Source organism: Acinetobacter sp. CAU_H_56 (assembly GCF_058599425.1).
This window is the reverse complement of sequence record NZ_CM178654.1, coordinates 227,065-240,259: the sequence shown is the minus strand read 5'-3', so window position 1 is coordinate 240,259 and position 13,195 is coordinate 227,065. Positions and strand designations below refer to the sequence as shown.

At 46.1% G+C, this 13,195-nt stretch carries 14 protein-coding genes; 5 read left to right on the top strand and 9 right to left on the bottom strand.

The window, feature by feature from the left end; all coding sequences use genetic code 11:
- Positions 1 to 21: 21 nt before the first annotated feature.
- Complete coding sequence (gene lptG / locus AC4MCC_RS01135; protein WP_005233468.1) at positions 22 to 1,092, bottom strand: LPS export ABC transporter permease LptG; 1,071 nt, start codon at positions 1,090 to 1,092, stop codon at positions 22 to 24.
- A 2-nt stretch (positions 1,093 to 1,094) separates the two neighbouring features.
- Positions 1,095 to 2,195, bottom strand: a complete 1,101-nt coding sequence (gene lptF / locus AC4MCC_RS01130) for an LPS export ABC transporter permease LptF (RefSeq protein WP_034703425.1) — start codon at positions 2,193 to 2,195, stop codon at positions 1,095 to 1,097.
- 156 nt (positions 2,196 to 2,351) lie between these two features.
- On the opposite strand from lptF, the gene AC4MCC_RS01125 reads away from it, so the two are divergent.
- From AC4MCC_RS01125 to blhA, 3 genes are read left to right on the top strand one after another with little or no spacing between them, the layout of a single operon-like run.
- Positions 2,352 to 3,800 (top strand): leucyl aminopeptidase, encoded by a 1,449-nt coding sequence (locus AC4MCC_RS01125; protein WP_491885565.1) that lies wholly within the window; start codon positions 2,352 to 2,354, stop codon positions 3,798 to 3,800.
- Positions 3,793 to 4,200, top strand: coding sequence for a DNA polymerase III subunit chi (locus AC4MCC_RS01120; RefSeq protein ID WP_004787296.1), 408 nt, complete (start codon positions 3,793 to 3,795; stop codon positions 4,198 to 4,200). Before AC4MCC_RS01125 ends, AC4MCC_RS01120 begins: the two co-directional genes overlap by 8 nt.
- A 26-nt stretch (positions 4,201 to 4,226) precedes the next feature.
- Positions 4,227 to 4,841: a cell division protein BlhA gene (gene blhA / locus AC4MCC_RS01115; protein ID WP_491885564.1), complete on the top strand. Its 615-nt coding sequence runs from the start codon at positions 4,227 to 4,229 to the stop codon at positions 4,839 to 4,841.
- Positions 4,842 to 4,944: 103 nt separating this feature from the next.
- Here blhA and AC4MCC_RS01110 read toward each other — a convergent pair whose 3' ends face one another.
- From AC4MCC_RS01110 to glnK, 7 genes are all read right to left on the bottom strand, one after another.
- A complete protein-coding gene (locus AC4MCC_RS01110; RefSeq protein ID WP_180053831.1) occupies positions 4,945 to 5,490 on the bottom strand; it encodes a VTT domain-containing protein in 546 nt (181 codons plus the stop codon).
- A gap of 109 nt (positions 5,491 to 5,599) precedes the next feature.
- Complete coding sequence (locus AC4MCC_RS01105; RefSeq protein ID WP_491885563.1) at positions 5,600 to 6,259, bottom strand: riboflavin synthase; 660 nt, start codon at positions 6,257 to 6,259, stop codon at positions 5,600 to 5,602.
- A 23-nt stretch (positions 6,260 to 6,282) separates the two neighbouring features.
- Positions 6,283 to 7,575 (bottom strand): DNA adenine methylase, encoded by a 1,293-nt coding sequence (locus tag AC4MCC_RS01100; protein WP_004787305.1) that lies wholly within the window; start codon positions 7,573 to 7,575, stop codon positions 6,283 to 6,285.
- Positions 7,572 to 8,660, bottom strand: coding sequence for a bifunctional diaminohydroxyphosphoribosylaminopyrimidine deaminase/5-amino-6-(5-phosphoribosylamino)uracil reductase RibD (gene ribD / locus AC4MCC_RS01095; RefSeq protein WP_419374565.1), 1,089 nt, complete (start codon positions 8,658 to 8,660; stop codon positions 7,572 to 7,574). Before ribD ends, AC4MCC_RS01100 begins: the two co-directional genes overlap by 4 nt.
- Before the next feature lie 2 nt (positions 8,661 to 8,662).
- Positions 8,663 to 9,130 (bottom strand): transcriptional regulator NrdR, encoded by a 468-nt coding sequence (gene nrdR, locus AC4MCC_RS01090; protein WP_004787309.1) that lies wholly within the window; start codon positions 9,128 to 9,130, stop codon positions 8,663 to 8,665.
- A 139-nt stretch (positions 9,131 to 9,269) separates the two neighbouring features.
- Positions 9,270 to 10,685, bottom strand: a complete 1,416-nt coding sequence (locus tag AC4MCC_RS01085) for an ammonium transporter (protein ID WP_491885562.1) — start codon at positions 10,683 to 10,685, stop codon at positions 9,270 to 9,272.
- A gap of 61 nt (positions 10,686 to 10,746) precedes the next feature.
- Complete coding sequence (gene glnK / locus AC4MCC_RS01080; protein ID WP_004650081.1) at positions 10,747 to 11,085, bottom strand: P-II family nitrogen regulator; 339 nt, start codon at positions 11,083 to 11,085, stop codon at positions 10,747 to 10,749.
- A 278-nt stretch (positions 11,086 to 11,363) separates the two neighbouring features.
- On the opposite strand from glnK, the gene AC4MCC_RS01075 reads away from it, so the two are divergent.
- Positions 11,364 to 11,591, top strand: a complete 228-nt coding sequence (locus tag AC4MCC_RS01075) for an accessory factor UbiK family protein (protein WP_491876827.1) — start codon at positions 11,364 to 11,366, stop codon at positions 11,589 to 11,591.
- Between the two features lie 65 nt (positions 11,592 to 11,656).
- The gene (locus AC4MCC_RS01070; protein ID WP_302700289.1) at positions 11,657 to 13,144 is read left to right on the top strand and encodes a YifB family Mg chelatase-like AAA ATPase; all 1,488 of its coding nucleotides are present in this window, start codon (positions 11,657 to 11,659) and stop codon (positions 13,142 to 13,144) included.
- The last annotated feature ends 51 nt before the right edge of the window (positions 13,145 to 13,195 follow it).

Genomic DNA, 13,195 nt, shown 5'->3' with positions numbered 1-13,195 from the left:
TTTCTTCTATTTTCCTATAGCTTAGCGGGCCCGATGGAGCAAGTAGCCGCCAATAGCAAACATCAGCAAAATAGGAATAAATACAAACCATGCCGGTGACGGCGCATAGACCAGACTGGCATAACCGAGAAAATCCTGCAGGTAGAAGAAGCCTAACCCTGCGAATAACGCAATCACCAAACGGAAGCCCATCGATTGCTGACGCAATGGCCCAAAGATAAATGAACAGGCAATCACTACCAGCGCAATCAGGGCAAATGGCGAACCGACTTTCTGCCAGAAGGCCAGCTGATAGGTTTTAGGTACCTGACTATATTCATGCATATAGCTCATAAAGCTCACTAACTGACTTGGTGATAAATCTTCCGGATCAATCGTGACCATATGCACATATTTCGGCTGCAAGGCCAAAGCCAGTGGCTGCTCATCATGCTGTACCAGTGTCGCATTGCCGTTTTGTAAAATATCAAACTGTTCAGTGCTATCTAGTTTCCAGGCTCCATCCTTGACAAACTCACCCTGTTTGGCATCCAGAGTACCCCGCAGACGGTAATTGTCATCAAAGTCCAGCATCTGTACATTTTTCAGCTGGCCTTTGGCGTTGGCATAATCAATATAGATAAAGCGATTGCCCTCACGCGTCCAATAGCCTTTCACTTCACCGATTTTGACTGGCTTGTTATAGCTTTTGACTGCTTTGGCCTGTTCATTGGTATATGGAATCACCCATTCGCTCAGGGCAAACGACAATACGACCAATAACAATGCTGATCGAATAACCCAGCCGACAATACGCCATAGGCTAACGCCGACTGAACGCATTACGATCAGCTCACTATTGGAAGCCAATGTACCCAAACCGAGTACCGCACCAATCAGTGCCGAAATTGGCAGAATTTCATAAAGATAATTCGGTGCGCCCCAGAGTACATATTTCAAGGCATCCCAGGCACCATAGCCTTCTTTCAGGGAGCCCAATTCACCTAAATACGTAAATAAAACCTGCAGACCTGAAAGAACAGCTGTTGCCCCAAGCATCGCCAGCGCAGTGGTTCCGGTCACATGTTTGGCAACTATACGACGTGCTAACATTGTTAAGACCTCACTCGCTGAATCCGTTTTTTAATTTTTGGCGCCAAATTCTGTTTACGTGAGAACAATGCACCGGCTATCGCATAGATGATCAGGACTAGTGGATAAGCCCAAATGCCCATTTCCGCCTTGCTGACCCGGGTTTTGATCGCCATCAGGGCCACAATCAGGCTGGCAAAGATCATCAGTGCCGGGAATAATTTGAGATAGCGACCTTGACGTGGGCTCACTTCAGACAGCGCTACAGACAAAATCAGGGCAATCACAATGGCAAACGGTACAAAGACACGCCAGCCAAGCTCACTGGCTACGACAGGATCCTGACGGTTTTTCCAAAGCTGTCCGGTCGGCAAGGCTTCAACTTCATCACTGGCCAGTTCTGCTTCTTTATCACTTTCGATCCGTAAACGATAGCTTTCAAATTCAGCCTGGGTATATTGCGGCGTGCCTGGATAAATTTCATAGCGGCGACCATTGACCAGATCAACCACATTGGCTGCATCATTCGGCATTTCAATTCGGGTCGCTTCCTGCGCCAGAATCATCACATCCGGCTTACCTTCTTTTTCCGCACGCTGATAGAAGAAAATATCTTTCAGATTTTTGCGATCTTCGGATAGATCTCCGGCATAAATCGTATAAGGTCCGGAAGAAATAAATTCTTTGGGTCGAACCAGATCAAAGCCGGTTCGTACTGCTTGCTCACTGGTCAAGGCTTCAAACTGACGAATCCCCCACGGCGAAGCCCACAGCATGAGAAAGCCTTGTGCAAGGAGATACACTAGAGTCATCGGAATCAAAAGACGTGCCAGCTGATGCCGGCTAATTCCGCTACCGTTTAAGACCGCCATCTCATGATCAACATAGAGACGGCCAAAGACCAGCATTAAGCCAATAAAAAACCCAAGTGGAAGAATCAGGGTCAGGAATTCAGGCAGACGATAACCAATGATGCTGAACAGGATTCCAGCATCCAGACGCCCCTGTGCGGCCACACCAAAATACTTGATCAAACGACCGCCCATCATGATAAGGGTCAGTAAGGCAATCACCACCAAGGAGGTCGATACCACTTGCTTGACCAGATAACGCCGAATAATCAAATTAGTTCTTCCAAAATGAGCTCCATAAAACGAGTGCTAGTTTACCCGAATAGCAAAAATATAAAACCTAGGTGGCTCTGCCCATTGAAAATCTATTCGGATAAATGTTTCAATGCTTGAATGATTTGCAAATCTAAACAGGCGTGAAAACAAGATATGAACCTTACAATTAATACGTCATTCCCAGAGAATGGATCAAGTCAATCTTTGTTGATTTTAGTCGACTCAGAACAGATTCAGAGCGCTGCATCAACATACCAAATCAATAGCCTAGATACATTAATTGAAGCATCTCAATTCAAGGCTGGTCTAGCAGAAAGTTTAAGCCTGATTGGACAGGTCAGCCAGTCTCAGCATGCGGCCCTGATCGGCCTCGGCAAGACTGCCGAATTACAAGCGGGAAAACTGGCGAAAATTGCCCAGGCCATTATTAAAGGCTCTCAAAAAAAATTCAAACAGATTTCTGTTGATCTGACACAACTTCCACAAGAATTGCACTATCTGTTTGCATTGGCTTTAACTCAGGCCAGCTACGGCTATGACGAATACAAGTCGAAAAAGAACGAATTTATTCTGCAGCAGATTGATTTCATCGCTGCCGAAACTCCGCTAACAGCTGAACAGTTACAATTGATTCATGCCGTTCAGATTGGTCAGAATCTGGCGCGTGATCTGGGTAACCGCCCTGGCAACATCTGCTTCCCGGAATATCTGGCAGAACAGGCGCAAGCGCTGGCGGCTCAATATCCAGACCTGCTTAAAGTGACTGTGCTCAATGAACAGCAAATGGCTGACCTTGGTATGGGTGCCTTCCTTGCAGTCAGCAAAGGTTCAGACCGTCCAGGCCGTATTATTACGATTGAATATCTGGCTCATCGTGAAGAAGCACCAGTGGTATTACTGGGTAAAGGCATTACTTTTGATACCGGCGGTATTTCATTAAAACCAGGCGCTGGCATGGACGAAATGAAATACGATATGTGCGGTGCGGCTTCAGTTCTAGGCACGCTTCGTGCACTATGCGAATCTCGTTTACCAATTCATGTGGTGGGTGCGATTGCTGCAGCGGAAAATATGCCTTCTGGTAAAGCCACCCGTCCAGGTGACATCGTAACGACTATGAGCGGTCAAACCGTTGAAATTCTAAACACTGATGCTGAAGGCCGTCTGGTACTCTGTGATGCGCTAACTTATGTGAAACGCTTCAACCCTGCTCTGGTGATTGATATTGCAACTCTAACCGGTGCTTGTGTAGTGGCCTTAGGTTCAGTCTTGACCGGTATGTTTACGCCAGACAATGAGCTGGCTGCAGAACTTGAAACCGCTGGCCAAAATGCATTTGACCGTGTATGGCGCATGCCAGTACTGGACGACTATCAGGAACAACTGGATTCCCCATTTGCGGATATTGCCAATATTGGTGGTCCTAAAGCCGGTTCTGTAACGGCTGCATGCTTCCTGCAACGTTTTACGCGTGACTATCGTTGGGCTCACCTGGATATTGCAGGCACTGCATGGAATTCAGGTCCAAATAAAGGCGCAACTGGCCGTCCAGTACCTCTATTAATGCAATTCCTGGCTAATCGCGTTCAAAAGCATGGCTAAGGTCAGCTTTTATTTATTTGAAAAAAGCCCTGAACGACAAGTGGACAGCACTTGTCGTTTATGCCGTAAAATTTTGCGTCAGCCAGAGCGTATCTGGCTGCTGTGTGCCGATCCTGCCTTACAGCAGGAACTGGATGAAAAGCTGTGGAACTTTGATCCCGCCAGCTTTATTCCGCATGGAATCGATCAGCCAGATGCAACCGTTTGTATCTCGGCTCAATTACCAGAGCAGTCGGGCTGGATTATTTTTAATTTTAATCCGGAAGCACTTGAACCTGATGCGAAATTTAGTCACATTATTGAGATTATTGAAAACAATGAACCGGCCAAACAGCTGGGACGTGAGAAATATAAACAATATCGTCGCTTTGGCATTCAGCCAAATACCTTTAAGCTCTAAGTAATCACGTGAACAAGGAGATGCAAGTGGCATTAAATGTAGGTCCAGATTTTAAACAGCGCTGGTTAAACACGCCTGAGGCTGTACGTCAGACCTTTATCGATGACCTCTCGCGCATCTGTGAAGTACTTAAGCCTGAAACCGCTGTAGAAGAATGGCTCGTTCGCGACCAGCAGTTACAGAAAGAGTCTGAACGTAAAATTGAAGCAGCATATGCACAGCGCAAGGCCGAACTGATTGAAGAAGCACGCATTCGCAGACAGCGGGCACTCGAAAAAGCCTTAGCCGAAAAACGTGCTGAAGAACAGGCCTATGCCGAACAGCTACGCCGTGATGAAGAGCGAAAATTTGCCGAGCAAACTCAGAAGCTGGCTGAAATGCGTCATATGCTGGATACTGAAGTTCAGGATTATGCCGCACGCTATCAGAAAAATCCGGATCAGGTGCTCGACTTTGCCAAAGGTCGCTTAAATATCGACGATACCCAGATTTTGTCTGAGCTGGAAAGCTTACGGTTACGTCTGGAACTCGAAGCAGAAACTGTGATTGAACAAACCATCAATGCACTGCGTGAGAAATTACGCGCTGCAGCTAAAGAAGAAATTGACTATATTCTGAAAAATTCTGATCTGGCTGAGTAGGCTTGATAATCAGTTGGCTGAAAGAGTCTTTTTATTTTTCAGCCTTACCCCCTGCTTGCCTTATTTAAACTCATTTTATCTAACTATAAAATTCACTTTAAAATTAAAACAAGTCAGCCAGTAAAAATGCGGTATTGCCAAGCAGATAGCCTGTCCCAAGCAAAGTGCTGATCCAGAGAATTCCCCCAGTCACATTATAAAAACTGAAAGTCGCAAAGCTCATATGGCCAGAACCTGCCGCAAAAGGGCCGAAGGAACGTACAAAGGGAATAAAACGCGCAATTAAGATCGTCTTGCCACCATGTTTCATAAAATAATGATTGGTTTTGACCATATATTCGGGTTTGAAAAACCGTGAATGTTCATTGAAATACTTTAATCCGAGCACCCTGCCCGAATAATAATTCACGGTATAACCCAGAATCGAAGCAATCAGCAGCAATAAACCCATAGAGTGCAAGGTAATCAGGTCAGAGCTGGAACACAGCGCACCGACAGCAATCAACAGACTGTCACCGGGCAAAAAAAAGAAAAATGGTGAACCTGTTTCTGCAAAAATCACCAGGAACAAAATTGCATAGATCCACACCCCATACTGCTCCAGCAATAAGGGTAAAGACTGTTCAAGATGAAGTAAAAAATCGAGCATTCGACCTGTCCACTGGGGCTAAAATCGCGAGTTGAGCTACGTATTATCCCGAAAAATAAAAAGACAGTCTAATTTTTCAATTAGACTGTCTGGTAATTGCTCAGCGGATTTATTTCAAAAAACCATTTTCGGCTAAGAATTCCATGCTGATTTTAGACTGTTCTGTATTTTCTGCGGCCTTGTCACCCAGTAATAACCGCTCGATATAACGCGCCAACACATCTACTTCCAGATTGACTTTAGTACCTAATTTCCAAGTGCTAATATTGGTACGTTCGGCTGTATGCGGAATCAGATTCAGACTAAGGATATTTCCACGTAAGTGATTGATGGTCAGGCTGACACCATCTACTGTTATAGAGCCCTTCTCTGCCAGATATTTGGCAATTTCTTTTGGTGCAGTCACTTCAAAGTAGATGGAACGGGCATCGGAACGTACCACCGTAATTTCACCCACAGCATCGACATGACCAGAAACAATATGTCCACCAAAACGTGTAGTGGGCAGCATCGCCTTTTCGACATTTACAGGTTGGCCGACTTTCCAGTTAGCCAGTGTAGTCCGGTCCAGGCTTTCACGTGATACGTCTGCAGCATACCAGTTCTCACCCCAGTCAATTACGGTCAGACAGATGCCATTGGTGGCAATTGAATCGCCTAGATGTACATCAGACATATCCAGATCCGTCTGGATACGTAAACGCACATCACCGCCAACGCTTTGCAGGCTCTCGACCTTGCCCAGACTTTCAATAATACCTGTAAACATCTTTATTTCCTTTTTCTCTGCGCTTACCACAAGGCCAATTGGGTACTCACCCCGGTCGTATCCACACCGCCCAGCTCGGCATAATGATGCAACTGGCTCAGTAACTGACGGATTGGCGGACCTGACTTGGCATGTGTGTCGGTAATTACAATAAATTCCAGTACACGTGCACGTTCAGACTGGCGCTGTTTGCTGACACGATAACGTGGCACATCCTGAGTGAGCAAGGTTACACGGCCACGTTTCAGGTTGGCCTGTAGCAAATCTGTGGCACTAATATTACCATCGGTTGAATAACTGGTCAGGATAAAACGCGCATTAATGGTCGCCAACAAAGTTTCATAGGCTTCTTTGGCATGCTTGGATGAGTTGTACTGACTTGGACGTTCCTTACGCCATGCACGATCAATCCCGCTCTTGAAGCCTTTAGTATCTGGTGTCGGCAAATCCACCTGATCCCAAAGTGTTAAAGCATTCAGCACATGATAGTTACTGCTATAGGCGTGCTGGTTATACGGTGGATCCAGATAAGCCACATCGACTTCAAATCCACTCATCTGATTGGCCAGATGCTGGGCATCTACACACCACATTTCAGCGGCAGGTCCTTGGTGCTTAGCATCTTCACAGAAACGGCTTGGCGTTAACCAAAGTAAAGATTCAATACGTTCTAGTGCAGTCTGGGTTTTACCGCCCCAACCATGGTGGAAACTTTTAAATACGCCTGATGTATTGCTGACAAAACTGGCTGAATAAAGTAATGGTGCCAGCAAGGCACTCATTTCCACGTCATCAATCGCACCTTGCGCTTGCCAGGTGGCAATCTGCTGACGGATCGCATCAATACGCATGCCATTACGGCGCTTGAAGAACAAACGGTCACGGGTCGGATCATAGATTTCGTCATTGCGTGGACACAGGTTATGCGTCACCCAGCCTTTGACTTCAGGCAGACGGTTTAGATAGTCGATTGCTTTCTGATAACCACCCAGTTCTTTAAATGCAGGTGCATCAGTGCATGCCAGAACTGCATGATTCAGCGCATGGCTATAGGGTTCCCAGTCATTGGCAATGACACGATAGCCATTTTGACGTGCTAAACGTGATACCACACCAGAACCGGCAAAGAAATCGGCAAATATCGGCGCACGGCCATCTTCACGTTTTAAGGTTCCCGTGCTCTCAAGTGCTTCCAGAATTAAATGTAGTAAACGGCGTTTGTTCCCCAAATAAGGAACCAATTGATGGAAAAGATATTCATCTGTGGTACGTGCCGCATGGCGACGTTTGTGATAAACCGTAGACTCTGAATTCATAGTGTCTCTTGAGAAGGAATTAACCTGAAGCGCACGTCGTCACCCAAACGGGTCACGTCCTGCAACTTGAATCGAAGTTGTTCTGCCATTCGGCTAAATTCTGCATTGAACATACTACGCGCAGTTTGCCCCAATAAGGTCGGTGCAACATAACTGATGAGTTCATCCACCAGTCCTGCCTGTAAAAATGCGGTAGATAAGGTCGCGCCTGACTCAACCAGCACCTCATAAATCTGATGCTGCTGAACCAGTTGCTGTAATAATTCTTTTAAAGGCTGAATTTCGAGTTGGATCACACCCAACTCAGCCAGCTCCTGACGATAAGGCCCCATCACCATTATCGTTTCTGGATTTTTCAAGAGCTTGGCAGTGAGTGGCAAACGCCCCTGGCGATCCAGAATAATCCGTTTGGGCTGAACGATGGTACTGAGGTCATCCACGTCATTTAGATTGCGTACATTGAGCTGGCAGTCATCTGCCAATACCGTATCTATACCAGTAATTACGGCGCCAGAAATCGCACGCCAATGCTGTACATCCTGTCGGGCCTCTACACCAGTAATCCATTTTGATTCACCCGATGCCATTGCGGTACGGCCATCTAAACTTGATGCAATTTTCAGTCGTACATAAGGCATCCTAGTCGCCATGGCTTTCAGAAAGCCATAATTCAGTGGATGCGCTTCATCTTCACAGATGCCAACTTCCACTTCAATACCGGCATCTTTCAGGATCTGCATGCCTTTTCCAGCCACCAGTGGATTCGGATCAGGGCAAGCCACAATCACTTTGGCTACGCCTGCTTCGACCAGACCTTTGGCACACGGTGGTGTACGACCATAATGTGCACAAGGTTCCAAGGTCACATAAGCTGTTGCACCGCGCGCCTGATCTCCAGCCTGACGCATGGCAAAGACTTCAGCATGTGGCTGACCAGCTTTAGGATGGAAACCTTCACCGACAATCACGCCATCTTTGACAATGACACAGCCGACATTCGGATTCGGTTTAGTGGAATACTGTCCCTGACGTGCCAGTTCGATGGCACGGCGCATCCAGACTTGATCTTGATTGAGTTCAGACATGCTTATTCTTGAAATTCGCCACGTTGCTGCATCTGTTCAATTTGACGACGAAAAGCCTCGACATCCTGAAAATCCTGATAGACCGAAGCAAAACGGACATAAGCGACATGATCAAGTGCAAATAGAGATTGCATGACAATTTCACCAATGGTACGTGATTTCACATCACGCTCACCCAGACGGCGAATCTGCAACTGGATATCACTCAGCACCGTTTCAATCTGTTCCTGCGTCACAGGACGTTTCTGCAAGGCATGCATCAGGGAACGGCGTAATTTGGCTTCATCAAAGGGTTCATTCTTGCCATCAGATTTGATGACACGCGGCATCACCACTTCATAACTTTCAAAGGTGGTAAAGCGTTCATTACAACTGACGCATTCACGACGGCGGCGAATCTGGCAACCTTCAGCGGCCAGGCGTGAATCAATCACTTTACTGTCTGGTGTATTGCAAAATGGGCAATGCATAGCGGTTTAATTGAACAAATCCTGATGATTTCCGAGTGTAGCAAAAATTCTAAACTTTGTAGAGTTTTACGCAATATATAGAAAAAAAACAGCCCAGATGGGCTGTTTTACACAATATATTGATTATTGTTTTAGCAGATTATTCTACGCGTTCGCCGTGTTGGCTCAAGTCCAGACCCATGCGTTCATCATCAGAAGAAACACGGATACCGATGATCAGATCGATCACTTTAAGAATCACGAAAGTTAATACTGCAGAGTAAGCGATGGTTGCAAGTACACCTTCAACTTGAACCCAAAGTTGGCTCATTACATTTGCTGGAGCAGCATCACCCATGATGAATTCGCTTGCGAAGAATGCTGTCAGAATCGCACCTACGATACCACCTACACCATGCAGGCCAAAGGCATCTAGAGAATCATCGGCTTTCAGTGCGCGTTTCAGAGCAGTAATACCCCAGAAACATACCACACCACCGATCAGACCCATCGCCAGGGCACCACCGACAGTAACGAAACCAGCTGCTGGAGTAATCACCACCAGACCTGCTACCGCACCAGATGCACCACCTAATACAGAGGCTTTACCACGTACCACTTTTTCAGTAATTAACCAAGAGATCGCTGCTGCCGCTGCTGCAACTTGAGTTACGATCAGCGCATAACCCGCAGAACCATTTGCACCCAATGCTGAACCACCGTTGAAGCCGAACCAGCCTACCCAAAGTAAGCTTGCACCGACTACAGTTAAAGTCAGGTTATGTGGCGCCATTGATTCACGGCCAAGACCCATACGTTTACCTAGCATGTAGGCTGCAACTAGACCCGCTACACCTGAGTTGATGTGAACGACTGTACCACCAGCAAAGTCAAGCGCACCGTCGTTGCCTAACCAGCCGCCACCCCATACCCAGTGAGTAATTGGCGCATAAACCAGAATCACCCAGAGTGTAATGAATGCCACAAAAGCACCAAACTTCATACGTTCCGCAATTGAACCGCTGATGATGGCAACCGTAATAATGGCAAACGTCATTTGGAAGATCACGAACAGGATTTCAGGAATTGTGCCTGAAAGTGCATCGGTGGTTATCCCAGCCAGCATGAGCTTGTCCAGACTGCCGATAAAGGCATTTCCTTCACCAAAGGCCAATGTATAGCCAATCACGACCCAGGCAATACTGACTACGGCTGCAGCAACAAAGCTGTGTGCCATTGTTGCCAGCACATTTTTCTTACGGACCATACCGCCATAGAACAGGGCTAAACCTGGAATGGTCATCAGTAATACAAGGGCTGTTGAAGTGAGAATCCAGGCTGTATCGCCAGTATCGAGAGTAGCTTCTTCTTCTACAGGCGCTGCTGGCTCAGCTGGCGCCACTTCAGCAATCTCTGCTGTAGTTGTGTCTGTTGTTGTAAGTGAAGTATCACCAGTCTCTGCAACGAGTGCGACTTCTTCAGTAGGTGTTGGTGCTGTTACGGCCTCTTCAGCCCACGCAACAGAACCACCTAAAAGAGCGCTGGACAAGCCGAACGCCATTAGCATTTTTTTCATTCGTATCCCCCAACCATGTTTTTTTGTGAGTTATTAGGTACTCAGCAAACTTCGTGCCAAATTAAACAGCGTCTGCACCTGTTTCACCGGTACGAATACGGATGACTTGTTCTAAGTTAGTTACGAAAATTTTTCCGTCACCGATTTTGCCAGTGCTTGCAACACGAGTAATTGATTCAATTACCGAATCAACCATTTCATCGCTGATTGCGATTTCAATTTTGACTTTCGGTAGGAAATCTACAACGTATTCAGCGCCACGATAAAGTTCAGTATGGCCTTTTTGACGACCAAAGCCTTTGACTTCAGTCACAGTGATGCCTTGAACACCAATTTCAGATAATGCTTCACGCACATCATCCAATTTGAAAGGTTTTACAATTGCAGTTACGAGCTTCATGTTTGTTTTCCTTCGGCTTATTTCACCAGTAAGGTTTTATGTTCAAATTTCATGCCAAGATTCCTAAGGTCGGGGGAAATTAGAAAGCCCGGCACGATGTTTCTTGCTCTTTTATTTTATACTTATAACGTATTGGAATCTGCACAAATTGGATATTTTTTATGTGGATTTTTACAATATTACTAATCGAAGCAGCCTATATTTTATCTGAAATACTGTCAGTCACTCTTTCGGCAATGTTACACTGTCCACGCATTTATATGGCGATGGATCGGATTATGATTGAAACCCTGTTACAAGCAATTTTGCAGCAAGTTGAACAACCTAAAAAGGATCTGGAGCACAACCTGCGTGCCCTGCTCAATGAAGCCGTCAGTAAAATGGATTTAGTGTCTAAAGAAGAGCTCGAACGTCAACGCACTGCCCTAAATAATGCCAATCAGCGTTTAAATGATTTACTAAAACAAGTCGAAGAGCTAGAAGAAAAAGTCTCGATTAAAAAATAAGCACAACTACAGTGCACAAAAGACACGAGAACAATAAAAATAATGCACTATATTGGAACAACAATATGTCTTTTGCCAAAATTTATACGCGAGGCCTGTTAGGCCTGCATGCACCTTTAATTGAAGTCGAAGTTCATGTCAGTTCTGGCATGCCTTCCCTCACCATTGTGGGGCTTCCTGAAGCCGCAGTCAGGGAAAGTAAGGATCGGGTTCGATCAGCTATTCTGAATAGCGGCTTTCAGTTTCCGACCAAACGCCTGACCATTAATCTGGCACCTGCCGATCTACCTAAAGATGGCTCACGTTTGGACTTGCCGATTGCGCTAGGAATTTTAGTGGCCTCAGGGCAGCTTCCAGAAAATTGCACAGATGACCTTGAATTTATTGGTGAACTGGCCCTAGATGGTCAATTGCGGCCAGTAACAGGAATCCTGAGTATTGCAATCGCCTGCCAGCAGGCACAGCATCAACTGATCTTGCCTAGTCCGAATGCTCAGGAAGCCTCTCAGCTTCCGGATTTTCAGGTATTTGCTGCCAATCATTTACAGGAAGTCTGTGCACATCTGGCTCAAGCAGAAACCTTGCCCCCGTTTAAGACCAGTCCATTAGATCAGCACTCTTTTTATAAATTTGATCTTGCGGATGTGAAAGGACAATTGCGACCACGACGTGCCTTGGAAATTGCAGCTGCAGGTGGCCATTCCCTGCTGTTCCGCGGCCCACCTGGTACAGGTAAAACCTTATTAGCATCGCGCCTCGCCAGTATTTTACCTCCCTTAAATACTCAGGAAAATCTGGAAGTTGCTAGTATCTATTCAATTGCCAATGCCAATCATCCCTTTGGCCAGCGGCCATTTCGGGCACCGCATCATACTGCGTCTGCCATTGCACTGGTCGGCGGTGGCTCACATCCTAAACCTGGAGAGATCACACTGGCACATTTGGGCGTTTTATTTCTAGATGAACTGCCTGAGTTTGACCGCAAGGTTTTAGAAGTATTACGTCAGCCGCTTGAGTCCAAAGAAATTGTAATCTCACGTGCTTCCCGGCAAATTACTTTTCCAGCCAATTTTCAACTGGTGGCAGCCATGAATCCTTGTCCATGCGGTTATGCATTTAATCAGGACAGCCGCTGTCAATGTTCACCTGAAAGCATCAAGCGTTATCAGAACCGGATTTCTGGTCCATTACTGGACCGGATTGACCTGCATATTGACGTACCACCTTTACAGGCACAGGAGTTACAAGACAATAAACCTGTCGAAAACTCTGAAACCGTCAGACAGCGTGTGATCAGCGCCTATAATATTCAGATCGAACGGCAAAATGCCTTGAACATGAGCCTTAGTCCAAAACAACTGGAGCAATATGCCCCTCTCGATCCACCAGCTCAGAAAATGATTGAACTGGCTCAGCAGAAACTGAATTTATCAGCACGAGGCTATCATCGCATTTTGCGTGTTGCCAGAACCATTGCCGATCTTAACCAAAGTCCAGATATTCAGACTGGGCATTTATCGGAAGCCTTGTCTTATCGCGGGCAGCACATTTAAACAATAAAAAAGGCGACCTAGAGTCCACTGCTGTCCCATAGTTTGCTTTAA

Coding starts and splice junctions, on each gene's coding strand:
- AC4MCC_RS01120 (WP_004787296.1), top strand. CDS start 3,793: ATGGCTAAGGTCAGCTTTTATTTATTTGAAAAAAGCCCTGAACGACAA.
- AC4MCC_RS01075 (WP_491876827.1), top strand. CDS start 11,364: ATGATTGAAACCCTGTTACAAGCAATTTTGCAGCAAGTTGAACAACCT.
- AC4MCC_RS01100 (WP_004787305.1), bottom strand. CDS start 7,575: ATGAATTCAGAGTCTACGGTTTATCACAAACGTCGCCATGCGGCACGT.
- AC4MCC_RS01070 (WP_302700289.1), top strand. CDS start 11,657: ATGTCTTTTGCCAAAATTTATACGCGAGGCCTGTTAGGCCTGCATGCA.
- ribD (WP_419374565.1), bottom strand. CDS start 8,660: ATGTCTGAACTCAATCAAGATCAAGTCTGGATGCGCCGTGCCATCGAA.
- glnK (WP_004650081.1), bottom strand. CDS start 11,085: ATGAAGCTCGTAACTGCAATTGTAAAACCTTTCAAATTGGATGATGTG.
- AC4MCC_RS01085 (WP_491885562.1), bottom strand. CDS start 10,685: ATGAAAAAAATGCTAATGGCGTTCGGCTTGTCCAGCGCTCTTTTAGGT.
- AC4MCC_RS01125 (WP_491885565.1), top strand. CDS start 2,352: ATGAACCTTACAATTAATACGTCATTCCCAGAGAATGGATCAAGTCAA.
- AC4MCC_RS01105 (WP_491885563.1), bottom strand. CDS start 6,259: ATGTTTACAGGTATTATTGAAAGTCTGGGCAAGGTCGAGAGCCTGCAA.
- lptG (WP_005233468.1), bottom strand. CDS start 1,092: ATGTTAGCACGTCGTATAGTTGCCAAACATGTGACCGGAACCACTGCG.
- AC4MCC_RS01110 (WP_180053831.1), bottom strand. CDS start 5,490: ATGCTCGATTTTTTACTTCATCTTGAACAGTCTTTACCCTTATTGCTG.
- nrdR (WP_004787309.1), bottom strand. CDS start 9,130: ATGCATTGCCCATTTTGCAATACACCAGACAGTAAAGTGATTGATTCA.